Below are 20,384 nucleotides of genomic sequence, written 5' to 3'. Positions count from 1 at the left end.
CGCGCTTCCCGCGGGCGTGGGTGTGCCGCGTGGCCTCGTTCGTCTGGCGGGTGCTGTCAGTCACGGTTGACTCCGGAGGTTGGGTCCACGGCGTCGCGCAAGGCATCGCCGACAAGGCTGGCGGAAAGCACCGTAAATACGAGGATCGCGGCGGGGAAGACAAAAAGCCACGGGCGGGTGGCAGCCGCGCCCTGTCCCGCGGAGAGCAGGGTGCCGAGGGAGACGTCGGGGGCCTGGATGCCGAAACCGAAGAAGCTCAGCGTGGTCTCGCTCAGGATCGCCCCGCCCACGCCCAGCGTGGCGTCGATGATGAGCAGCGAGGAGACATTGGGGAGCACATGGCGGCGGATGATGGTCCAAGTATCCACCCCCATGAAGCGGGCCGCCTTGATGAAGTCGCGTTCGCGCAGGGACATGGTCTGGGCGCGGATCACCCTGGCCATGATCATCCAGCCGAATCCTGCCAGCAGGAAGATCAGGGCCACCCAGGACAGTGACTTGAAGATCGGGCTGAGCAGGATGAAGAGGAACAGGCTGGGCAGCACCAGCAGCAGGTCAATGAACCAGATGATGACACGGTCCCACCAGCCGCCGAGGTACCCGGCCACGGCCCCGACAATCCCCGCGACGATGGCGGCAAGGGGGCCCACCAGCAGGCCGATCACCAGCGACTTGCGCAGTCCCACGATGGTTTGGGCATAAATGTCCTCGCCGATGTCGCTGGTGCCGAACCAGTGGAGCGCCGTCGGGGAGGAACCCATGTTGTAGACATCCAGGTCCGTGGCGTTCCAGGCGTTCGGGACCAGCCCAAAGACGGCCCACAGGATGATGGCCCCCAGGCCCACAATGCCGACCCAAAAGCGCGGTGTGCTGCGCAGGCGGGAGAGGACCAGGCGGAACCGCGAGACGGGCTTGGCCGACCGGATGACGTCCTGCGTGCCGGCGCTTGTGTCGGCGATGGGCATTTCCTCAATCATTGACATGGCTATACCCGCACTCTCGGGTCGAGGGCGGCGTAGACAACGTCGGAGAGCGTTCCGGCTATCAGCACCAGGATGGCGTTGAACAGGATGGCTCCGGTAAAGGCGTTGATGTCGCTCTGGGTGATGGCCTGGACCAGCATTTCGCCCATGCCGTGCCAGCTGAACACCAATTCGGTGACCGCGGCGCCGGCCAGGACGGTGGCGAACGAGTAGGCAAAGTAGGTGGACATGGGAATCAGGGCCACCCGGACGCCGTGGCGGACCAGGGCGGACCCGCGGGTGCGGCCCTTGGACCGCGCCGTGCGGATGTAGTCCGCGGAGAGCACGTCGAGCATGGCGCTGCGCTGGTAGCGCGAGTAGCCGGCCGCGCCCATCAACGCCAGCGAAATGGTGGGCAGCAGCAGGTGCGCCGCGCGGTCCCAGAAGTGGACCCACCAGCCGCCGTCCAGGCCGGCGGTGTATTCGCCGGTGAAGTTGATCAGCTGGATGCCCAGGGTGCTGTTGACGAAGGTGGCCACGATCATCAACAGGATGCCCAATACAAACGACGGGGTGGCAAGGACGGTGAAGGACGCGTAGGAGATGGCCTGGTCGCTGAACTTGTACTGGCGCACCGCACCCCACACGCCGATGACCACGCCGACGATGGCCGCGATGATGGTTCCGAGGATCAGCAGCCGCAGGCTGGTGCCGGCCCGGGCGGTCATTTCGCTGATCACGGAGGTGTTGTGGATGGTGTCGCCCAGGGATCCGTGCGTGACCAGGTTGACCAGCCAGGTCCACAGGCGTTCGACGACCGGGGTGTGGGGATTGACGCCCAGGCCGTTGAGGATCGCGTTGATGGTTTCATCCGACGGCCGCGGATTGCGCCCCAGGTAGCGCCCGGCCGGATTGAGAATGAGACTCGCCAGGACATACGCGCTCAGTGTCGCAATCGCCGAGAGGATTGCGTAGTTGATGAAGCGCTTGACGATGAAGCCGATCATTCGTCCGGCCTCCTCGGGGCACGCCGGGATGTCCCGTCAAAACGACAGGCCAGCTGCTGCATGGGTGGTTGCAGGGGCAAAAAGTCCGTCCTTATCGCTTGTCCGCTGCACCGGCCAACGTTGGCGGCCTTGGTGCACCAAAGGGTTGTCGATCCCGTTGCGGCGGCGCCGGGACGTTTCCCCTGGTGCATCCACGGTGCCAATGTACCGTGGATCACCCGCGGATGCGTGGTTGGGCCGGCGGACCGGCGCCGCGTTGCCTACTGGCCGGTAACCAATTGCGGTGCCGGGCGGGCCGATCCTGCGCCAAAAACTGCGGGATCATGCGGAAGACATCGCTGCCAGACCCGCCCAATGTAACAAAAGTGACACGGGACGTGTCGTGCGTGTCGGGGCGCGGCGGAGCCGTGCCCCAGCAGGGCCCGGTGGCATGGTGCCGGGAGCCCGGTCGGAACCCGGGCATCCGGCACAAAAAAGTTTAGTCAATTTCCGCGCCGGACTGGCCAATCCGGAATTGATCATGTACTTTATAAATTAGTTCCGGTGAGTCCTCCCGGAATGTCCGCGTGCATGTTGAAAGGAGGCCATGATGTTTACAGTAATCAAGTCCGCAGTTTCAGGCGGTCACATGGCCTCGGCATGGCACGCCGGCAAGGCGTCGTAGCCCCTCACACGGCTTCGTACGCATCCGGGTTGGCCTGCTGAGGCCTCCCGAGACCGGTCACCCGATCCATTTCTCCCGGCATGTCGTCCCCGTCCGCCCTTGGCGGCCCGGAACTCCGGCTTCTGCCCCACCCTTGCCGGGACGTGCAGGGTGTCCACCGCCGACTCATCCCCGGCATTGACGCACAAGATCATTCGCGCCTTTTTGTGCTCTTATAATGCCGTTTTCACAAAGGAAAACAATGGCTTTATTTGCCGCGCCAAAAAATAGTTTTTATCCGTTCATGGACAGTATGTGGGGGGAGGTGAACAAGTTGAATCCAAAGCCACAGTTCTCTGCCATCAAGAGGGTGTTCTTCACGCCCGTGGACCAGCGGAAATTCAACGAGATGCGGGACCGCCAGCAACGGGAAATCCTGCGAATCGACCTCTTCAATATCCGGTAGGGGCCTTCCGCGCACAGTGAGAGCAGGCTCGGGGATGACCATTACGCATCCGCGGGACAAGAGCCCCACACAGGGGGCGCCCCAAGCGGCGCCCGTCCAACGGTGAACAGCCCGCGCTGCCCGGCGCGGGCTGTTCACCGTTGTCCAGGCCCGGCCGTGTCCCTCCGCGGGTCGGCCCCGCACCCGGTAGGCTCGTGCCATGGCGGATTCACAGGCGCCGGGGCGCCAGCGCCGGCAAGGCATTGCCGTTCCCTCGCGCAGCGATCCGCTGCTCCGCGCCATGACCGGGCCGGTGGGAGGGCCGATGGGCCGCCGGACCGCGCCGGGACTGATCAGCCCGGGATTCTTCACCGTGGAACGCGTGCTGGTGCTGATGGCCGCTGTTTCCGCGATCCTGGCGGTCCTGTCGAAGGGGCACTGCCGCCAAACCGGCTGGACCACGCCGGACCAATACTCCACCGTGTGCTGGTCGGAGATTCCAAACTCCCTGGCCGCCCACGACCTGGGCCGCCTGTTCCCGTTCTTCACCGCCGGCACCACCTTTGACCACCCCCCGCTCGTCGCGGTCATTGCCGCATCCACGGCCTGGCTGTCCGGCGGCTTCACCGGCGAGGCCCGGCAACTGGCCTACTTTGACATCAATGCGGCGCTCCTGGCCGCGGTGTGGATCTTCACGGTGGTCGTGGCTGCCCGCACCGCGGGACGGCGGCCCTGGGATGCCGCGATCATTGCGGCCAGCCCGCTGCTGTGGCTGACCGCCTATGTCAGCTGGGATTTCTGGGCCGTCGCACTCGTGGCCCTGGGCCTGTACCTGTTTGCCCGGCGCCGTCCCCTGTGGGCCGGATTCATGCTCGGCGTGGCCGCGATGGCGGCGCCCTATGCACTGCTGGTGCTGCTGGCCCTGCTGGTCCTCGGCGTCCGCAACGGGCAGGCCACCCGATCGCTCGAGCTCCTGGCCGCCGGCGCGGTGGGCTGGCTCATGGTCCTTGCGCCGGTGGCAGTCGTCAATCCGTCCGGCTGGGGCGCCTATGCCGCCTCGGCGCTGACGGGGGACGCCTCGCAGTCCTCGCTCTACGGCGGCTGGAACCTCGTTGCCGCCCGCGTGGGGCTGCCGACCCTGGGGGACGACGCCGTCAACGTCCTGGCGGTCTTCCTGCTGGCGCTGCTGGTGCTGGGCGTGGTGGCCCTCGGACTGTACGCCCCGCGCCGTCCCAGGGCGGCCCAGCTGGCGGCCGTCGCGGTCGCAGGATTCATTGTGGTCAACAAGTTCACCGAACCGTGGCACGCCATCTGGCTGCTGCCGCTGCTGGCCCTGGCCCTGCCGCGCTGGCGGCCGGTGCTCTGCTGGCAGGCGGCCGTCGCGGCCCACTTCATTGCCCTGCTGCTCTTCCAGGGCAAGGAATTGGGCCATGTCAGCGACCAGCATGCCATCGACATGCCGTACTTTGTGCTTGCGGCGTCGCTGGCCGGGATCGCCAGCTGCTTTGTTGCAGGACTGCTTGTCCGGGACATGTGGCAGCCGCAGCGTGACGCGGTGCGCCGCGGCGGCGTGGACGACCCCCAGGGCGGCGTGCTGCTGGAGCCGGCCCCGGCGCCTGCCTTGGGTGGGGCGCCGCAGAGCTCGGGTCCGGACAGCTCGGGTCCGGACAGTTCAGGTGCGCGCCGGCATGGTTGACGTTGCGGTTGTGGGGGCGGGGCCCAACGGACTGGCCGCCGCCGTCACCATGGCCCGTGCCGGGCTGTCCGTTGCTGTTTTCGAAGGTGCCCACACCGTGGGGGGCGGGACGCGGACGGCTGAACTGACGCTGCCCGGATTCCGCCACGACGTCTGCTCCGCGGTGCACCCCATGGCCCTGGCGTCCCCGTTCTTCCGGGCCTTTGAGCTTGGGCGTCGCATTGAACTGGTGGTCCCTGAGATCTCCTACGGCCACCCGCTCGACGGCGGGAGGGCCGGCCTGGCGTACCGGGACCTGGACCGCACCGTGGCCGGGCTGGGCGCGGACGGGCCGGCCTGGCGGTCCCTGGTGGAACCTCTGCTGCGAAGGCTTGACGGCATCATTGACTTCACCCAGCATGGCCTGGTCAGGATCCCCGGGGACCCGCTGGCCGCCCTGCGGTACGGGTTGCGCGCCCTGGAACAGGGCACCCCGGCCTGGCGGTTGCGCTTCAGTGGCGAAACGGCACCTGCCATGCTGACGGGCGTGGCCGCGCATGCCATCGGCAGGCTGCCGAGCCTGGCAACGGCCGGGGCGGCCCTGCTGCTCGGAACCCTGGCCCATGCCGGCGGCTGGCCCGTGCCGCGGGGAGGAGCGCAGGCCATCGCCGATGCACTGGCCTCCGACCTGGTGGCGCACGGGGGCACCACGGCCGTGGACGCCGCCGTCACCAGTGTTGCCCAGGTGCGGGCGGAGACGGGGGCCCGGGCCATCATCTGCAGCGTCACGCCCCGCGCACTGGCAGCAATGGCGGTGAATGAATTGCCCTCCGGCTATATACGCCGGCTGGAATCCTTCCGCTACGGGCCGGGCGTGTGCAAGGTCGACTTTGCCCTGTCAGGGCCGCTCACGTGGGCCAATCCGGCCCTTGCCGGCGCCCCGACGGTCCACCTCGGCGGAACGCGCGCCGAGATCGCCCGCGCGGAGAACCAGGTCCTCGCGGGCGGGCATCCGGACCGCCCCTACGTGTTGGTGGCGCAGCCGGGCGCGGTCGACCCCACGAGGGCGCCTGCCGGCCGGCACACCCTGTGGGCCTACACGCACGTTCCGGCCGGATCCACGCGGGACCGGACGGAGGCCGTCACGGCCCAGCTGGAGAGGTTTGCCCCGGGCTTCCGCGACCTGGTCCTGGCCACGCACGCGGCTACCGCGGCTGACGTCGCCGCCGGCAACCCCAACTACATAGGAGGGGACATCAGCTCGGGGGCGGTGACAATGGCCCAGCTGCTCAAGCGCCCCGTGGTGGCACGCGAGCCGTGGAGGACGCCCTGCCCCGGACTCTACCTGGCCTCGGCGTCCACGCCGCCGGGTCCCGCGGTGCACGGCATGGCCGGCTGGCTGGCCGCACGGTCCGCCCTGCGGCACACGTTCGGGCTTCCCGCCCCCGACCTGTCCCCGTCACACTGATCTGCGTGGGTCAGTTTGCCGCCGTGAAGCGCCGCCGCAGGTGTTTCGGGGCTTCCAGCTCGTCCAGCATGGCCACGGCGAAGTCCTGCGTCGAAATCGTCTTACCCGCCGGGGAGTCGGTGCCCAGCACGTAGCTTCCGGTCCGCTCGCCCGGCGCGATTTCCGGGGCGGGCGCCTGGACTGTCCAGTTGACGTGTTCCGGCAGGGCCCTGATTGCTTCCAGCGCGGTCGCGGCCGTGAGGGCCTCGGCCCGGTAGGCGTCCGGAAAGCCGGGCAGGTCCAGGAGGCGCGTGCCGTCCACCAGCAGCGTTCCGGCGCCGCCCACGACGATGGTGCGCGTGCCGCCCACATTTGCCATGGCCGTGGCGGTGGCGTCGAGCCACAGACGGTGGTCGCCGCCGGTGCGGCTCGGCCCGGTGGCGAGCACGACGGCGTCGTGCGCCTTCGCGACGGAGGCGACCGTTCCGGCGTCGGACTGGTCAGCGGCCAGGATGGCGGCGGAGGGCGCGCCGGCCACGGTGCCGCCGGTGCGGGAAATGGCGGTGACCTCGTGGCCGCGCCGCACGGCCTCCGCGGCGATCTGCGAGCCGATCATTCCGGTGGCGCCGAATATTGCAATCTTCATGGTGGTGCTCCCTTGGGTGGCGCTGTTGCTGTCTGGGCGCAACGGCTGGAACAATGGTATTCAAAGGAAACTGCTGTCTTCAAAGAAACTGGGTTACCCATTGGATACTCAACGAGCGGGGTTCATTGGCAATGTGCTGGACCCCGACTGCCCGTCGCGGCTGGTCTTCGCCCGCATTGGGGACAAATGGGCCGCCCTGGTCATCCAGGTGCTGGCCGACGGGCCGCTGCGGTTCTCGCAACTGCGCACGCGGGTGCACGTGGTCACGCCGAAGGTCCTGACCCAGGTGCTGCGGTCGCTGGAGCGCGACGGACTGCTCACGCGCACCGTCTTTGCCCAGGTGCCGCCGCGGGTCGACTATGAACTGACGCCCCTGGGCCGGACGCTGCTGGGGCCTCTCAGCGGCCTGCGGCAGTGGGCTGAAAGCAACGCCGCGGCCATGCTGGATGCGCGGGACGCCTATGACGAGCGGGCGGACGCGGCCATTCTGCAGCCCGGCGGGGCGCGGCGGGCCTAGTTGCGGCGGTCCAGCGTGCCGAGGACCTTGCCCTGGGCATCCTTGACGGTCAGCTTGTTCCCGTCGATGCTGCCGGAGGCGGCCTTGGACAGCCAGGAGTCAATGCCGTCGCAGGTGAGCTGGGTCTTGCCCAGCTGCGGGAACGTCAACTTGCCGGCGGCCATCATCCACTGCCCGGACAGGCGGTTGCAGCCGTCGCTTCCCTGCAGGTAGCCGGCGGTGTCGCCGTTCTGCTCAGCCGCCAGGGACAGCGCCAGGTACGGCTGCTTGTCCGTGTTGTAGCCGCTGCCCCACGTGCCCACCGGACCGGTCGAGGCTCCACAGGAGGAAATGATGAAGGCAAGGACCAGGCTGCCGGCCAGGGCGAGGACGCGTTTCATGAAAGGGTGTCTCCGTATCGGAAGCTGAAGAGTCAGGTTTCCCCCATGTTATTGCATGGGAGCCACTCCCCGCGCCTTTTCCGGGCCGGCCGCCTGGCACCCGGACCGGCTTACCTGGCGCCGACGCCGGCTACCGTGGGGACCGCCGCGGCCAGCACGCCGTCGCGCATGGTGGCCACGGCATCGGTGAGCGGGACAAACTCGGTGTCGTGCGTGACCATGACCGTGGCCACCCCGAATTCGTCCGTCACCCGGCGCAGCAGGCGCACAATGGATTCGCTGCGCTCATGGTCCAGGGCCGCCGTCGGCTCATCCACCAGCAGGACGGACGGGGAGCCCATCAGCGCCCTGGCAATGTTGACCCGCTGGCGCTGTCCGCCGGAGAGCTGGTGGGGGCGCTTCCTGGCGGAGTCGGCCAGTCCGACGACTTCCAGCAGCTCCCCAGCCCGGACCGCCGCCGCGCGCAGCGGCTTGCCGCGGAGGTGGTCGCCAATGATGAGCTGTTCCGCTGCCGTGAGCGAGGCTAGCAGGTTCGGCTGTTGGAAGATGATGCCCACCTTGTCCCGGCGGAGGGTGGTCAAGGCCTTGTCGGCCAGCCCGGTGGCGTCTTCGCCGTCGATCGTGACGATGCCCGAGGTGGGCTTGACAAGGGTGGCGGCGACGGCCAGCAGGCTCGACTTGCCGGAGCCGGACGGACCCACCAGCGAGACGAATTCGCCGGCGTCGACGTTCAGGGTGGCGCGGTCCAGGGCGGTGACCGTGCCGTCGCCGTCCGGGTACTCCAGGGTGATGTTGGTCAGGAACAGGGCGGGGGAGTTCAGGGCAGACATGGGGGATTCCTAAATAAGCTGTTGAGGTTCGAGATAATGACGTCATTCCCCGCGCGGATCGGTGGTTATCTCCAATCCCAACGGGGAGTTGCCGCTTAGCTGCCGCCGAGGGCGATGAGCGCGTCGACCTTCGTGACTTTGCGGACGGCCAGGGCAGCGCCGGCCAGGCCGAGGCCGACGATGCCGAGCATCGGCAGCACGGTGGTGGCCGGGGTGACCAGGAACGGGGCGGCCTTGGCCGCGAAGAACCCGCCGGCCACGCCCACCAGGCCGCCGAGCGCGGCGCCGGCCAGCAGCACCAGGGCCGCCTGCGTCAGCGCATCCCGCAACAGGTACCTGCCGGAGGCGCCCATGGCCTTCAGCACGGCGATGTCGCGGGTGCGCTGCACGGTCCACACGGTCAGGAAGGCCACGATCACCAGCGCGGAGATGCCGTACAGGAAGGCCTGCATCATCAGCAGCGAGCCGTTCTCGCTCTTGTAGCCGCCCAGGCCCTGGAACGCGCCGGTGCGGGTGGTGCTCACGGTGCCGGCCGCGGCGTTGGCGGCTGCCGCGTCAACGGAGGCTCCGCCGCGATACGTCACGGCGACCACGGTGGCCACCTGGGCGGGATCGCTGAGATGGGCCAGCTTGGACCAGGTGGGCAGGGTGGTCCAGACAACCGAGGTGTGGGAGTACCACTGGTCGGGCACCACGGCTGAGACCTTCAGCGTGGACCCGCCCAGGTTCACGGCGTCGCCGATGGCCAGGTGGAGGTCCTTGGCCACGGATTCACCAATGATGACGGTGGCGTCGCTGAGGCCCGACGGCGCGATCCCGGCCGTGGCGCCCCCCTCGCCGACACCGAACACGGCCACGTTGGTGGTCCCCTTCGCGGAACCGGCACCCTGGAAGCGGGTCTGGCTGATGCCCAGCGGCACGGCGGAGGCGACGCCGGGCTGGCCGGCCCAGGAATCGACTTGGGCCTGCGTGACCTGGCTTTCGGTGAAGGAGACCTTGGCGTCGTTGGCGCCCGGCGCCCCGAAGACCAGCTGGTTGACGGGGGCCTGCGTGGACTTGCCCAGGTCGGCGATCGAGGAGGTGGACTGGTTGCCCAGCCCGGCGGTGAGGCCGGAAAGCAGCACCAGCAGCAGGCTGATCAGGGCGACCACGCCGCCCATCAGGGCGAAGCGGCCCTTGGCAAAGCGGATGTCTCGGATGGCGAGGAACATGTGTGGATCTTCTTTCAGTGGTGGGCCCTCGAGGCGGGCCACTTTTTTCCTTTAGTTCCACTGTCCTTTCATTCGGGGCGTCTTCCATCGCAGGCTTGGATGGTCTGCTCGGGCCCGACGGTTGATCCTGGAGTCAACCGTTTGGTTGATACGGGCCCGTGGCGGCAGGGCCTAAGCTGGTGGCATGTCTGCCCCGGATGCCCCGCCCGTGACGAGTGCCGCCATCCTGCGCTTCCTGCGCGTGGCCCTGCACGTGGGCTTCGCCATCCTGCTGGGCGTGGCCACTGCCCGGCTGTTCGCCGTTCCCTTGGACGGGCTCTTGCGCTTCGTGCTGCTGGCCCTGGCCGCGCTGCTGGCGTCCGTCTACCTGCTGGGAACGGTGGCGGAGAAGCGCTTTTCGGCGGGCCGCGCCGGCGCCAACCCGGGCCGCTACGCGTATCTGTGGCTGGGGACTGTCACGGTGCTCTGGGCCGCGCTGTTGGTGGGTTCGGTGGAGTTTTCCTGGCTTGCCTTCCCCTTGTTCTTCCTCCACCTGCACCTGCTGCCGCGCTGGGCCGGCAACGCCGTGGTCATTGCCATGACGGCCGGCGTCATTGTGGCGCAGTGGCTCGGGGCCGGGACGGCCTATCCGCCGCTGGCCGCCGTGCTGGGCCCCCTCTTTGGCGCGGGCTTTGCCGTGGTGACTTCCAAGGCCTACCGGATGCTCTACCAGGAGGGTGAAAACCAGCGCCGCGCGGCCGACGAGCTGCGCCGCACCCGGGCCGAGCTGGCTGCCAGCCAGCACGAGGCCGGGGTCCTGGCCGAGCGCGCGCGGCTGGCCCGGGAAATCCACGACACCCTCGCCCAGGGCTTCTCCTCCATCGTCCTGGTGGCACGGGCCGCCAGCCGCTCGCTGGCCTCCGGCGACGTTGAATCCGCCCGGGAAAGCCTCGTCATGATGGAGGCCACGGCGGCCGAGAACCTGGCCGAGGCCCGCAGCTTCGTGCACGGACTCTCGTCCCCGGCGCTCGAGGGGACCTCCCTGCCGGGGTCCCTGGCGCGCCTGTGTGAAAAGACGCAGTTGGAGGCGGCCGCCCGCGGCGTGAACCTCAACTGCAGCTTCCGCTCGGACGGCAACCCCGTGGACCTGCCGCAGCCCTACCGGGTCACCCTCCTGCGCGCCGCCCAGGCGAGCCTCGCCAACGTCTGGCTGCACGCCAAGGCGGGGACCGCCGTCGTCAGCCTGGCCTACCTGGACACGGAAGTGACCCTTGACGTGTACGACGACGGACGGGGCTTTGACCCCTCGTCGCTGCCCGGTGCCGGGGCTGGCCGGGCGGACGGCAGCGGGTTCGGGCTGGAGTCGCTGCGGCAGCGGGTGGCGGCCCAAAACGGGACGCTGGAGATAGAGTCGGCACCGGGCGAAGGGACCGTGGTGGCCGTCCGGCTGCCACTGGCCGCGCTGGCCGTCACGGCGGCGGAATCGGCGACTGAACAGGGCGTGGCATGAGCGAAATACGGATTCTGCTGGTGGACGACCACCCAGTGGTGCGGGCCGGGCTGCGCGCCATGCTCTCCGGCTTCGAGGGGTTCTCCGTGGTGGCCGAGGCGCCCGAAGGGGCCGCCGCCATCAGGGAAATCCAGCGCCTGCAGACGCTGGGGGAACCCCTGGACGTGGTCCTCATGGACCTGCAGATGGGCGCGGGCATGGACGGCGTCACCGCGACCCGGGCCATCAAGGCGCTGTCGCCGGCCCCGCCGGTGCTGATCCTGACCACCTACGACACCGACGCGGACATCCTGGCAGCCGTGGAGGCGGGGGCCAGCGGCTACATGCTCAAGGACGCCCCGCCGGAACAGATCCGCGCGGCCGTCCAGCAGGCTGCCGCGGGGCAGACGGCCCTGGCGCCGGAGGTGGCGGCCCGGCTCCTGGGCCGCATCCGGAACCCGGAGCCCGTGCTGTCCACGCGCGAGGTCCAGCTGCTGGAACTGCTGGCGACCGGCATGAGCAACAAGTCCATGGCCAGGCAGCTGTTCATCTCCGAGGCCACCGTCAAGACCCACCTGGTGCACATCTACGACAAGCTCGGCGTGGACAACAGGACGGCGGCGATCTCGGTGGCCGCCCAGCGCCGCATCATCCGCACCGGCGGATAGCGCGCCGCGTCCGGTGGTTGGGCCTGTCGAAACCCGGTGGTCGGGCCTGTCGAAACCCGGCGGTTGGGCCTGTCGAAACCCGGTGGCGGGGCCAACCTGGCCGAATCTGTGCGACACGCCGGAGGCCGACGTGCACTTAAGGGATGTTGTGTGAATTTGTGAAAAACCTGTTTGGATTTGGGTATTCGGCGTAGGCTCACCCCAACGAATGCATTTAAGCAAGGGGACCTCTAAATGACGTTTCCGCAGGGCAGATCCCGGCCGTTCCAATTGAGCATGGCGGTTGCGTGCACGCTGCTGGCCTCGGGCGGCTTTGTGGGCGCGGGCTATGCAGACAATTCCGTGGCCGACGCGGCGCCGGCCACGGCGGCCACGGCGGGAAACGTCCGCGGCTCCGGCCCCGAGCTTGCCTCACGGCTGGATTCCCTTGCCACCCCAAACGCCGGCATCAAGATTGCCTTTGCCGACACGCTGATCATCTCGCGCAAGCCCCGGCCGAAGACAATTTTCGACCTCACGAATTTCGACGGAAAGCATCCGGGCGCGGGTGATGCCGCCGACGTCCTGCTTGGCGGCATCACCGAATTTTCGCCGGAATTCATCTCGCAGGTCCGCAAGGAGATTCTGGCTGCCGCCTTCGAAGGCCTGGGCCACAGTTACGTCTGGGGCGGCACCAGCTTTTCGGCGGGCTGGGACTGTTCCGGCTTTGTGCAGTGGGCCTATGCCCAGGCCGGCATCGCCCTGCCGCGGACGGAACAGTGGGCTTCGATGGTCAGGACCAACAACCCCCAGCCGGGCGACATCGTGGTCCAAAACCCTGACGGGCCCGACCACTGGTCGCACATCGGCATCTACATCGGGGGCGGCCTGATGATCAGCGCGCTCAATCCCGCGGTGGGAACCATTATGCACACCCCGGCGTCCACCAGCAGTTCCTCCACGTATTTCACCATGCGGGAATTTGCGAGCTTGGACGAACAGGCTGCGCTGGACCATGCGGGCCTTGTCGCCAGGGAAAATGCGGGCCCGCCCAGCGCCACCCGTCCGGCGACGGGCGCAGGGTCAACGCCTGGTGCCACCACGAAGCCGGCTCCCGGCCCGACGACCGGGTCGACACCGCCGGCAGCCACTGGCACCCCGACACAGACACCGGCACCGAGCCGGACGGCCACCGCATCGCCGACGCCGAGCGCGAGGCCGAGCCCGACGCCCAGCGCGAGTTCGACCCCGAGCGCGAGTCAGGTGCCGACGTCAACGGCAAGTCCGACGTCGAGCCCCAGCGCGACGCCGAGCCCGGCTGCCACCCCCTCGCCGAGTCCGAGCGCCACGACGACGGCGTCACCGTCCCCCAGCCCGGCGCCGTCGTCCACCACGGTGTCGGCGACGCCATCGGCGGACGGCCCGGACGCCACGGAGACAGCCCCCGAGGAAACCACCCGTCCGACGGGCTGAGCAGGCATGGACGATTCAGCCCATCGGGACGTCCGGGGCCTGACCACCTCTCCGGTTCGTCCGGAGACAACCATCAAATGTGAGCAAAAGGTCTCCCCTCCGCCCGATCCCTGAAGGACCATCCGGACGTGCAGTAAACAGCGATGAGGATTTCCACTCGCGCCCACACCCCTCGGGCGAAGGACCGGGTCGTGCCCATCATGGCTTTCGGAAGGTCCCCGCGGGCGCCTGGGTGTCTCGGGCGCAACCGGGGGTGGTTGCACGGGCCGTGATCTCGGACATCGCGACGGACCGAGGTCCTGCGCACGCCGTCGTTCATGGCCCGGGTGCTGACCTCCGGCTTGGCCTTCGCTCCCCTTTCTCCTATATATGTATCCGCCTCATCCTTTGTGCTGCACAGCGTGCTTGGGTTCACCGCGCTGGGCTGCCCGGTGATCTTCGCCGTTAACGCGGCTGTCGCCATCGTTGCCGCGCTCGTCAGTACTCGGCCCGAGGACCGGATCGAACCCGGCTCGATCCTGCAAGTGGCGGTCACGACGGCCGGTGTGGACAACCTTGCGGGCCTCGGACCGGTCCTGGCGGGCATGACCGCCCTCCCTAGGCTCGTTCACCTGTCCCGCCGGGAGGGGCAATTCCGTCCCTACGCCTGAAGGAGGGCGCGGCAGTGCCGAGGAGGAGCCTGCCGCGGGGGTGACGAAACCACGTGGGCGAGACCGGTGGGATGTGGGGGGGCAGAAAATAAGCTTGAAAAAATATAGAACAAATATTCTATAAAGTATTGTGATATCATAACAGTTGGCGTAGTCTTGAGCCATGGAAGAGCCGGTTTTTAACCCCGGCAACGGGGAGTTCCCCGCCACGCGGGACGTGGCGGCACTCATCGCCGCCCTCGCCCTTCCCTCCATTGAACCCTTTGGCCCCGACATTCCCGCGCTGGCGGGACTGCCGCCGTACACCGTGCATCCCGCCCCGGACCCGGAACCGGCCTCCCGGGTTTCCGTCGCCCGGGCCGTGCAGGACTCCACCGTGGCGGCCCTGGCCGAAGTGAAGTTGCTCGAGAACCGCACTGCGGCGGTGAAGGCCGCCCTGGTGACCCGCCATCTCGCGGCCGCCGCCGTGGAAGCCGCGGCCCTGGCACTGGACGCGCACCAGGCCGGGGTGGCCGAGTCCTGCGCGGTCGCGGAGATCGCCGCCACCTTGCAGGTCCCCGAGGGCACCGCGAAGGCGCTCGCGAACCACGCGGTGGAGCTGGTACAGGAGCATCCGGACACCCTGGCCGCGCTCGACGCGGGCATGCTCTCGTGGCGGCATGCGTGCACGATCATTGACGAAAGCCGCACCCTGGCCGAAACCCCCGCCATCCAGGCGGCCGACCTTGCCGCCTTTGAGGCCAGGCTGCTGGCGGCAGCACCCGGCACGACCGGGGGCGGGTTCGCCTGCCGGGCCAGGCGCCTGCGGGAAGGCACGCACCCGGAAACCCTCACGACCCGCATGCGACAGGCCATCGCCAAAAGAAGCATGACCGTCGAACCGGGCAAGGACGGAATGGCGTGGCTGACCCTGCACCTCCCCGCCCCTGCCGCGAACGGCGCCCTTGTCCAGTGCACCAGGATCGCCCGCGCCCAGCAGGGACCGGGCGAGCACCGCACCCTGGGCCAGCTCCGGGCCGACACCGCCGCGATCCTCCTCCTCGGGCAACCACTGCCCGCGACCGCTGCGGACACCGGGGCCACCGCAACCACTGCCGGCAACGCTGGCAGCCCGACTGGCCGCCGGACTGGTAGTGGGACTGCCGGCGCCGGAGGCGGGACCAGCCGCGGCGCTCCGGGGGATCGCGGCGGTTCTGCCAATGCCACCGGAGGCGGCTTCAGCGGCACTGGGGGGACCGCTTCCGGGGACGGTCAGGCGACCGAGAACAGCCAGACGGCGGGCAGCCGCCCCGCCGGCGCCCGGTTCATCGGCGACCAGCTCGCCGGCACGATCCTCGACGTCTACGCACCCTTCGGCCCGGCCATGCTGCAGGGCAGCGGGTACATCGGCACCGGGCTGATCGACACCCTCCCCGACTGGGCCATTGTTCCCCGGTCCCCGGCGATCGGGCCCTTGACGGAACACGCGGCCGCCGCCCGCGAGAAATGGGAAACCAACCCGGAAAACATCCCCCTTGAAGGAACCATCCCACTCGGGGGAACCGCCTGCCCCGCCGGGCCGCCGGCACAACCGGACCCCCGCACTCGCCACGGACGGGCCCCGGACGGCTTGGTTCCGGACGGCTTGGTTCCTGACGGCCTGGTTCCGGACGGGCGGCCACGGGCGGACGGCCCGACCGGCAGCACCACGGACTGCCGTGCCGGCAGCACTTTGGGGGCCTGGATCACCGAGCCGGCTGCCGCCGTGGTGGACGGCGGCGTGGACGGGATGCCCGAGGACCCGGTGCAGGAGTACTTCACGCAGTTGGAGGCCACCCGCAATGGGACGGCGGTCACGGAGCCGCCACTGCCTTCTGCGCAGGTCATCGTCACCGTCCCGGCCCTGGCCCTGCTCGGAATCACGAACGAGCCCGCGCAACTGGCCGGACACGGGCCCATCCCGGAGGAGATCGCCCGCAAGCTCCTGCTCAACGCCGGCGCGTTCCTGCGCGTGCTCACCGACCCGCTCACCAACACCCCGCTGGCGGGCCTGCCCCCGGACCGCTACCGGCTCCGCGGGGCCGAAAAAACCCTGCTCCGGGCCCTGCACGAAACCTGCTCGTTCCCGAACTGCACCAACCCGGCCCTGGACACCGAAACCGACCACATCACCCCCTACTCCGCCGGCGGGCACACCACCGTGGAAAACTCCCTGCCCGAATGCAAACGCCACCACGGCTACAAGCACTTCCGCGACGACAAGGACAGGCACGGCCGCTACCGGCAGGACCTGGACCCCGACCGTCGCGGGATCAAGCTGCGCGGCTGGAAACCCTGCACCACCAACGACGGACGCATCGCCTGGACCTCACCCACCGGCAAATACCACCCGCCAAAGCCACGCACCACCCAGCCGCCCGCCTACCCCAAATGGCTCAAAAAACGCATGGCCAACGGACCTGCGCGCCGTGACAACAGGGTCGGCACGGCACCGCGGATCGACCTGCGGCGAAGCCCGCTCGAGAGCCTCATCGAATACAACAGCCAGCCCCACCCGGACAACGACAACTGACCGGTTTCGACAGGCTCAACCACCGGCGGACAGGGCCGGTTTCGACAGGCTCAACCACCGGCGCCCGAGCTGACTAACCAGCCGCTGCGCAATGGCGGCGTTTGTGCGGCCCTGCGCCATCAGTGCCAGCATCCCGGACTCGCGCGGACTCAGTGCGGCCGCGGGGTCGGAGGCGCCACGGCCGGCCGGCGGCTGGCTGCCCACGACCGGATCGACCATCGCATCCCCGGCGGCCACCCGCTCGATCGCGTCCGCAAAATCCTCAAATCGGGACACCCCGTCCTTCAGCAGGTATCCGACGCCGGCCCCGGCTGACGCCCCTGCCAACAGCTCAGCGGCGCATGTCAGCTCCACGCACTGCGAAAGTACCAGCACCGCTACAGCGGGAAGTCGCTACGGATGGCCAGCGCCGCCTTCGGTCCCTCGTCGCGGCGGAAGGGCGGCATCCGCACATCCGTAATCATCAGGCCCGGGACATGTTCGGCGACGGCATGCACCAGTGCGTCCCCGCCGCCGACAGAGGCACATACGTCTGCCCCGGTTTCCCGGACCAGTCTGACAAGACCGCCCCGCGGGAGCACCGAATCCTCCGCCAGAACCACTCGCATGGGCTCAGGCTAAGCGTTATGACGTGACGGTGGCTGGGTGGCTGGCATGCAGAACGGGATGGTTGGGGACGTCGTCGTGCTTCACAGGCAACCGGCGGGGCGAGGAGGCGGAAGATGGGAGGATTAACCGGTGGGACACATTGACGTTGCAAACATTGACTACTTTCTCTCCGACGGCCGGCAGCTGCTGAACGGGGTGAACTTCCGCGTCGCAGACGGCACCAAGACGGCGCTGATCGGACCCAACGGCACCGGCAAGACCACGCTGCTGCGGATCATCTGCCAGGACATCAAGGCCGACGAAGGCGTGGTCTCACGCTCCGGCAGCATGGGCGTCATGCGCCAGTTCGTGGGCCAGGTCCGCGACGACAGCACAGTACGGGACCTGCTGCTTTCCGTGGCGTCGGCCAACATCGCCGCCGCCGGCAGGGCCGTGGACGCCGCGGAGGAAGCGATGGTCGAACGCGACGACGAACCCTCCCAGATGGCCTACGCCCAGGCCATTGCCGACTGGGGCGACGCGGGCGGCTACGAGATGGAAACAACCTGGGACGAAGTCACCATGGCCGCCATGGGCCTGGACTTCTACTCGGCGCAGTTCCGCAAGGCGGCCTCCCTCAGCGGCGGCGAGCAAAAGCGGCTGGTCCTTGAGGCGTTGTTTGCCGGGCCCGACGAGGTCCTGCTCCTCGACGAGCCCGACAACTACCTGGACGTCCCCGGCAAGCGCTGGCTCGAAGCGAAAATGGCGGCCTCGGACAAGTCCGTGCTGTTCGTCAGCCACGACCGCGAGTTGCTGGCCAACGCCGCGGACCGGATCGTCACGCTGGAGCCTGGCATCAACGGCGCCTCCAGCTGGACCCACGGCGGGGGCTTTGCCTCCTACGTGAAGGCGCGCGCGGACCGCAATGCCCGCTTCGAGGAGCTGCGCAAGCGCTGGGACGAGGAGCACGTCAAGCTCAAGGAACTCGTCACCATGTACAAGACCAAGGCGGCGTTCCGCTCCGACATGGCAAACCGCTACCAGGCCGCACAGTCCCGCCTGGCGCAGTTTCTGGAGAAGGGCCCGCCGGAGGCCCTGCCCATCGAGCAGAACGTGAAGATGCGGCTCAAGGGCGGGCGCACGGCCAAGCGCGCCATCGTGGCCACCAAACTGGAGCTGACCGGGCTCATGAAACCGTTCAGCACGGAGGTGTGGTTTGGCGACCGCGTCGGCGTGCTGGGGTCCAACGGCTCCGGCAAAAGCCACTTCCTGCGCCTGCTGGCGGCCGGCGGCTCCGACCCGGACAAGGAACACGAGCCCGTGTCCGACGTCGAAATTGCGCACGTTCCGCACACGGGTTCCGTAAAACTCGGCGCCCGCATCCGGCCCGGATTCTTTGCCCAGACGCATGCCCGCCCCGACCTGCTGGGCCGCACCCTGCTGGACATCCTGCACCGCGGGGACGAACACCGCTCGGGTCTGGGCCGGGAAGCCGCCGCCGGCGCCCTGGACCGCTACGGACTGGCCTCCAGCTCGGAGCAAAAGTACGATTCCCTCTCCGGTGGCCAGCAGGCAAGGTTTCAGATCCTGCTCCTGGAACTTTCCGGCGCCACGCTGCTGCTGCTCGACGAACCCACGGACAACCTGGACCTGCATTCGGCCGAGGCGCTGGAAAAGGCGATCGACTCCTTCGAGGGAACGGTCCTGGCCGTGACCCACGACCGCTGGTTTGCCCGCTCCTTTGACAGGTTCCTGGTGTTCGGATCCGACGGCAAGGTGTACGAAGCCGACGAGCCCGTCTGGGACGAAAAGCGCGTGGAGCGCGCCCGCTGACCGCGGGCTGAAGCCGAAAGGGTGCAGCCGGCTGCCCCACTAGAGTGGAGGTAGTGCCACCTGTTCCCTAGCAGCGTAAGAAGCAGCCCCACCATGAACAAGCATTCGGTCCGCCGCGCGGCCGTCGCCACCTTTGCTGTCTTTGCCATCAACGGTCTCGTCTTTGCCAGCTGGGCGGCACGAATCCCTGCCGTCACACGCGTCCTGGACCTGACGGCCGGCGAGATGGGCCTGCTGCTGCTGACCATTGCGGCCGGTTCCGTCATTGCCCTGCCCCTGGCCGGGACGGTGGTGGCCCGCCTCGGCACCGCGTCCACCGTGCGGGTGGGCGGCCTCACCTCCTCCCTCGGCGGCCTGATCGTCGCCACGGCGCTGGCCCTGGGGTCCGTCCCGTTGACAGCCGTTGGGCTCTTCTTCTTCGGCGTGGGGATCGGCCTGTGGGACGTTTCCCAGAACGTGGAAGGCGCCGACGTGGAGCGGCACCTGGGCCGGACCATCATGCCCAAGTTCCACGCCGGCTTCAGCGGGGGCGCCTTTGTCGGTGCGCTGGTCGGGGCCGGGCTCTCGGCCCTGAACGTGAGCATGTCCGCCCACCTGTTCACGATCGTGGCGCTTGTGGTGGCCGCCATGATTACTATCCCGCGGCACTTCCTCGCGTCCCCTGCAGGGACAGCGGGGACGACGGCGGCAGCGTCCGGGTCCCAGCACGCGCCCGGGTCGCGTGTGGCCCCGGCGGCCGGCGGGTCCACGGCCGGCGGGTCCACGGGCGGCGTGGCGACGCGCGCGAAGGGACGCAGCGCCTGGACCGAAAGCCGCACGCTCCTGGTGGGCCTGGTGGTCCTCGGTGCCGCGCTGACCGAGGGAGCGGCCAACGACTGGATTGCCAAGGCCACCGTGGACGGCATCGGCGCCACCGAATCCGGCGGCGCCATCATGTTTGCCCTCTTTGTGGCGTCCATGACGGCCTTCAGGTTCTTTGGCGGCCGGTTCATTGACGCCTACGGCCGCGTGCCAGTCCTCTACGGCAGCCTCGGGGCCGCACTGCTGGGGCTGGTGCTCTTCGTGGTGGCGCCCAACATCTGGCTGGCGGCCCTCGGCGCAATCTTCTGGGGTGCCGGCGCCGCGCTGGGGTTCCCCATGGGGATGTCCGCCGCCGCCGATGATCCCGCCCGGGCGGCCGCCCGCGTCTCCGTCGTGTCCACGATCGGCTACGTCGCCTTCCTGGCCGGCCCGCCGCTGCTCGGCTTCCTGGGCGACCACATCACTGTGCGCTGGGCGTTGCTCGCGATTGGCGTGGCGATCATCGCCTCCATCCTCACGGCCCCGGCCGCCCGCCCGCTTCCGGCCGAGGCGCACGAGTCCTACCAGGGCGCCGGGTGCTGATCCCCGCCTAGCCGATTCCTAGCCGGTT

19 protein-coding genes are annotated in these 20,384 nt (G+C 68.8%); 11 read left to right on the top strand and 8 right to left on the bottom strand.

The window, feature by feature from the left end; translation table 11 throughout:
- Nucleotides 1–56: 56 nt before the first annotated feature.
- Together G6034_RS13855 and G6034_RS13850 are read right to left on the bottom strand one after the other, a co-directional pair.
- Nucleotides 57–965 (bottom strand): ABC transporter permease, encoded by a 909-nt coding sequence (locus G6034_RS13855; RefSeq protein WP_246295902.1) that lies wholly within the window; start codon nucleotides 963–965, stop codon nucleotides 57–59.
- Between the two features lie 20 nt (nucleotides 966–985).
- On the bottom strand, nucleotides 986–1,969 hold the full coding sequence (locus G6034_RS13850) for an ABC transporter permease (RefSeq protein WP_176635695.1): 984 nt from the start codon (nucleotides 1,967–1,969) through the stop codon (nucleotides 986–988).
- Between the two features lie 905 nt (nucleotides 1,970–2,874).
- Between G6034_RS13850 and G6034_RS19555 the strand changes: the two genes are divergently transcribed.
- From G6034_RS19555 to G6034_RS13840, 3 genes are all read left to right on the top strand, one after another.
- Entirely contained in the window at nucleotides 2,875–3,078 is a 204-nt protein-coding gene (locus G6034_RS19555; protein ID WP_218063921.1) for a hypothetical protein, read from the top strand.
- Between the two features lie 199 nt (nucleotides 3,079–3,277).
- Nucleotides 3,278–4,753: a glycosyltransferase 87 family protein gene (locus G6034_RS13845; protein ID WP_176635694.1), complete on the top strand. Its 1,476-nt coding sequence runs from the start codon at nucleotides 3,278–3,280 to the stop codon at nucleotides 4,751–4,753.
- Nucleotides 4,746–6,200, top strand: coding sequence for a phytoene desaturase family protein (locus G6034_RS13840; protein ID WP_176635693.1), 1,455 nt, complete (start codon nucleotides 4,746–4,748; stop codon nucleotides 6,198–6,200). The genes G6034_RS13845 and G6034_RS13840 overlap by 8 nt, the downstream gene beginning before the upstream one ends.
- A gap of 10 nt (nucleotides 6,201–6,210) precedes the next feature.
- On the opposite strand, the gene G6034_RS13835 is transcribed toward G6034_RS13840, so the two are convergent.
- Nucleotides 6,211–6,825, bottom strand: a complete 615-nt coding sequence (locus G6034_RS13835) for an NAD(P)-dependent oxidoreductase (RefSeq protein WP_176635692.1) — start codon at nucleotides 6,823–6,825, stop codon at nucleotides 6,211–6,213.
- A 100-nt stretch (nucleotides 6,826–6,925) separates the two neighbouring features.
- Between G6034_RS13835 and G6034_RS13830 the strand changes: the two genes are divergently transcribed.
- Nucleotides 6,926–7,342 carry a winged helix-turn-helix transcriptional regulator gene (locus G6034_RS13830; RefSeq protein WP_246295900.1) on the top strand — a complete coding sequence of 139 codons (417 nt, stop codon included), beginning with the start codon at nucleotides 6,926–6,928 and terminating at the stop codon, nucleotides 7,340–7,342.
- Here G6034_RS13830 and G6034_RS13825 read toward each other — a convergent pair.
- From G6034_RS13825 to G6034_RS13815, 3 genes are all read right to left on the bottom strand, one after another.
- A complete protein-coding gene (locus tag G6034_RS13825) occupies nucleotides 7,339–7,722 on the bottom strand; it encodes an META domain-containing protein (protein ID WP_176635690.1) in 384 nt (127 codons plus the stop codon). The genes G6034_RS13830 and G6034_RS13825 overlap by 4 nt on opposite strands.
- 110 nt (nucleotides 7,723–7,832) lie before the next feature.
- The gene (locus G6034_RS13820) at nucleotides 7,833–8,552 is read right to left on the bottom strand and encodes an ABC transporter ATP-binding protein (RefSeq protein ID WP_176635689.1); all 720 of its coding nucleotides are present in this window, start codon (nucleotides 8,550–8,552) and stop codon (nucleotides 7,833–7,835) included.
- 95 nt (nucleotides 8,553–8,647) lie between these two features.
- The gene (locus tag G6034_RS13815; protein ID WP_176635688.1) at nucleotides 8,648–9,763 is read right to left on the bottom strand and encodes an ABC transporter permease; all 1,116 of its coding nucleotides are present in this window, start codon (nucleotides 9,761–9,763) and stop codon (nucleotides 8,648–8,650) included.
- A gap of 184 nt (nucleotides 9,764–9,947) precedes the next feature.
- On the opposite strand from G6034_RS13815, the gene G6034_RS13810 reads away from it, so the two are divergent.
- From G6034_RS13810 to G6034_RS13790, 5 genes are all read left to right on the top strand, one after another.
- Entirely contained in the window at nucleotides 9,948–11,252 is a 1,305-nt protein-coding gene (locus G6034_RS13810) for a sensor histidine kinase (protein ID WP_176635687.1), read from the top strand.
- Nucleotides 11,249–11,899: a response regulator transcription factor gene (locus tag G6034_RS13805; protein WP_176635686.1), complete on the top strand. Its 651-nt coding sequence runs from the start codon at nucleotides 11,249–11,251 to the stop codon at nucleotides 11,897–11,899. Before G6034_RS13810 ends, G6034_RS13805 begins: the two co-directional genes overlap by 4 nt.
- Before the next feature lie 234 nt (nucleotides 11,900–12,133).
- Nucleotides 12,134–13,351 carry a C40 family peptidase gene (locus G6034_RS19550; protein WP_281375483.1) on the top strand — a complete coding sequence of 406 codons (1,218 nt, stop codon included), beginning with the start codon at nucleotides 12,134–12,136 and terminating at the stop codon, nucleotides 13,349–13,351.
- Nucleotides 13,352–13,668: 317 nt separating this feature from the next.
- Entirely contained in the window at nucleotides 13,669–14,001 is a 333-nt protein-coding gene (locus G6034_RS13795; RefSeq protein WP_176635685.1) for a hypothetical protein, read from the top strand.
- A gap of 163 nt (nucleotides 14,002–14,164) precedes the next feature.
- Nucleotides 14,165–16,552, top strand: a complete 2,388-nt coding sequence (locus G6034_RS13790; RefSeq protein ID WP_176635684.1) for an HNH endonuclease signature motif containing protein — start codon at nucleotides 14,165–14,167, stop codon at nucleotides 16,550–16,552.
- A gap of 15 nt (nucleotides 16,553–16,567) precedes the next feature.
- On the opposite strand, the gene G6034_RS13785 is transcribed toward G6034_RS13790, so the two are convergent.
- Nucleotides 16,568–16,906, bottom strand: coding sequence for a LuxR C-terminal-related transcriptional regulator (locus G6034_RS13785; protein WP_218063920.1), 339 nt, complete (start codon nucleotides 16,904–16,906; stop codon nucleotides 16,568–16,570).
- A 23-nt stretch (nucleotides 16,907–16,929) separates the two neighbouring features.
- Nucleotides 16,930–17,160 (bottom strand): helix-turn-helix domain-containing protein, encoded by a 231-nt coding sequence (locus tag G6034_RS13780; RefSeq protein ID WP_176635682.1) that lies wholly within the window; start codon nucleotides 17,158–17,160, stop codon nucleotides 16,930–16,932.
- Between the two features lie 130 nt (nucleotides 17,161–17,290).
- On the opposite strand from G6034_RS13780, the gene G6034_RS13775 reads away from it, so the two are divergent.
- Together G6034_RS13775 and G6034_RS13770 are read left to right on the top strand one after the other, a co-directional pair.
- Nucleotides 17,291–18,973 carry an ATP-binding cassette domain-containing protein gene (locus G6034_RS13775; protein WP_176635681.1) on the top strand — a complete coding sequence of 561 codons (1,683 nt, stop codon included), beginning with the start codon at nucleotides 17,291–17,293 and terminating at the stop codon, nucleotides 18,971–18,973.
- Nucleotides 18,974–19,066: 93 nt separating this feature from the next.
- A complete protein-coding gene (locus tag G6034_RS13770) occupies nucleotides 19,067–20,356 on the top strand; it encodes an MFS transporter (RefSeq protein ID WP_176635680.1) in 1,290 nt (429 codons plus the stop codon).
- Nucleotides 20,357–20,384: the final 28 nt, after the last annotated feature.

This window comes from Arthrobacter wenxiniae (assembly GCF_013376105.1).
Lineage (GTDB): Bacteria > Actinomycetota > Actinomycetes > Actinomycetales > Micrococcaceae > Specibacter > Specibacter wenxiniae.
Note: the sequence above shows the minus strand (reverse complement) of the source record. Positions and strands in the feature narration are given on the sequence as shown.

Excerpts from the sequence above, each read along its gene's own strand:
- G6034_RS13855 (WP_246295902.1), bottom strand. The coding sequence starts at position 965 with ATGCCCATCGCCGACACAAGCGCCGGCACGCAGGACGTCATCCGGTCG.
- G6034_RS13850 (WP_176635695.1), bottom strand. The coding sequence starts at position 1,969 with ATGATCGGCTTCATCGTCAAGCGCTTCATCAACTACGCAATCCTCTCG.
- G6034_RS19555 (WP_218063921.1), top strand. The coding sequence starts at position 2,875 with ATGGCTTTATTTGCCGCGCCAAAAAATAGTTTTTATCCGTTCATGGAC.
- G6034_RS13845 (WP_176635694.1), top strand. The coding sequence starts at position 3,278 with ATGGCGGATTCACAGGCGCCGGGGCGCCAGCGCCGGCAAGGCATTGCC.
- G6034_RS13840 (WP_176635693.1), top strand. The coding sequence starts at position 4,746 with ATGGTTGACGTTGCGGTTGTGGGGGCGGGGCCCAACGGACTGGCCGCC.
- G6034_RS13835 (WP_176635692.1), bottom strand. The coding sequence starts at position 6,825 with ATGAAGATTGCAATATTCGGCGCCACCGGAATGATCGGCTCGCAGATC.
- G6034_RS13825 (WP_176635690.1), bottom strand. The coding sequence starts at position 7,722 with ATGAAACGCGTCCTCGCCCTGGCCGGCAGCCTGGTCCTTGCCTTCATC.
- G6034_RS13820 (WP_176635689.1), bottom strand. The coding sequence starts at position 8,552 with ATGTCTGCCCTGAACTCCCCCGCCCTGTTCCTGACCAACATCACCCTG.
- G6034_RS13815 (WP_176635688.1), bottom strand. The coding sequence starts at position 9,763 with ATGTTCCTCGCCATCCGAGACATCCGCTTTGCCAAGGGCCGCTTCGCC.
- G6034_RS13810 (WP_176635687.1), top strand. The coding sequence starts at position 9,948 with ATGTCTGCCCCGGATGCCCCGCCCGTGACGAGTGCCGCCATCCTGCGC.
- G6034_RS13805 (WP_176635686.1), top strand. The coding sequence starts at position 11,249 with ATGAGCGAAATACGGATTCTGCTGGTGGACGACCACCCAGTGGTGCGG.
- G6034_RS19550 (WP_281375483.1), top strand. The coding sequence starts at position 12,134 with ATGACGTTTCCGCAGGGCAGATCCCGGCCGTTCCAATTGAGCATGGCG.
- G6034_RS13795 (WP_176635685.1), top strand. The coding sequence starts at position 13,669 with ATGGCCCGGGTGCTGACCTCCGGCTTGGCCTTCGCTCCCCTTTCTCCT.
- G6034_RS13790 (WP_176635684.1), top strand. The coding sequence starts at position 14,165 with ATGGAAGAGCCGGTTTTTAACCCCGGCAACGGGGAGTTCCCCGCCACG.
- G6034_RS13780 (WP_176635682.1), bottom strand. The coding sequence starts at position 17,160 with ATGCGAGTGGTTCTGGCGGAGGATTCGGTGCTCCCGCGGGGCGGTCTT.
- G6034_RS13770 (WP_176635680.1), top strand. The coding sequence starts at position 19,067 with ATGAACAAGCATTCGGTCCGCCGCGCGGCCGTCGCCACCTTTGCTGTC.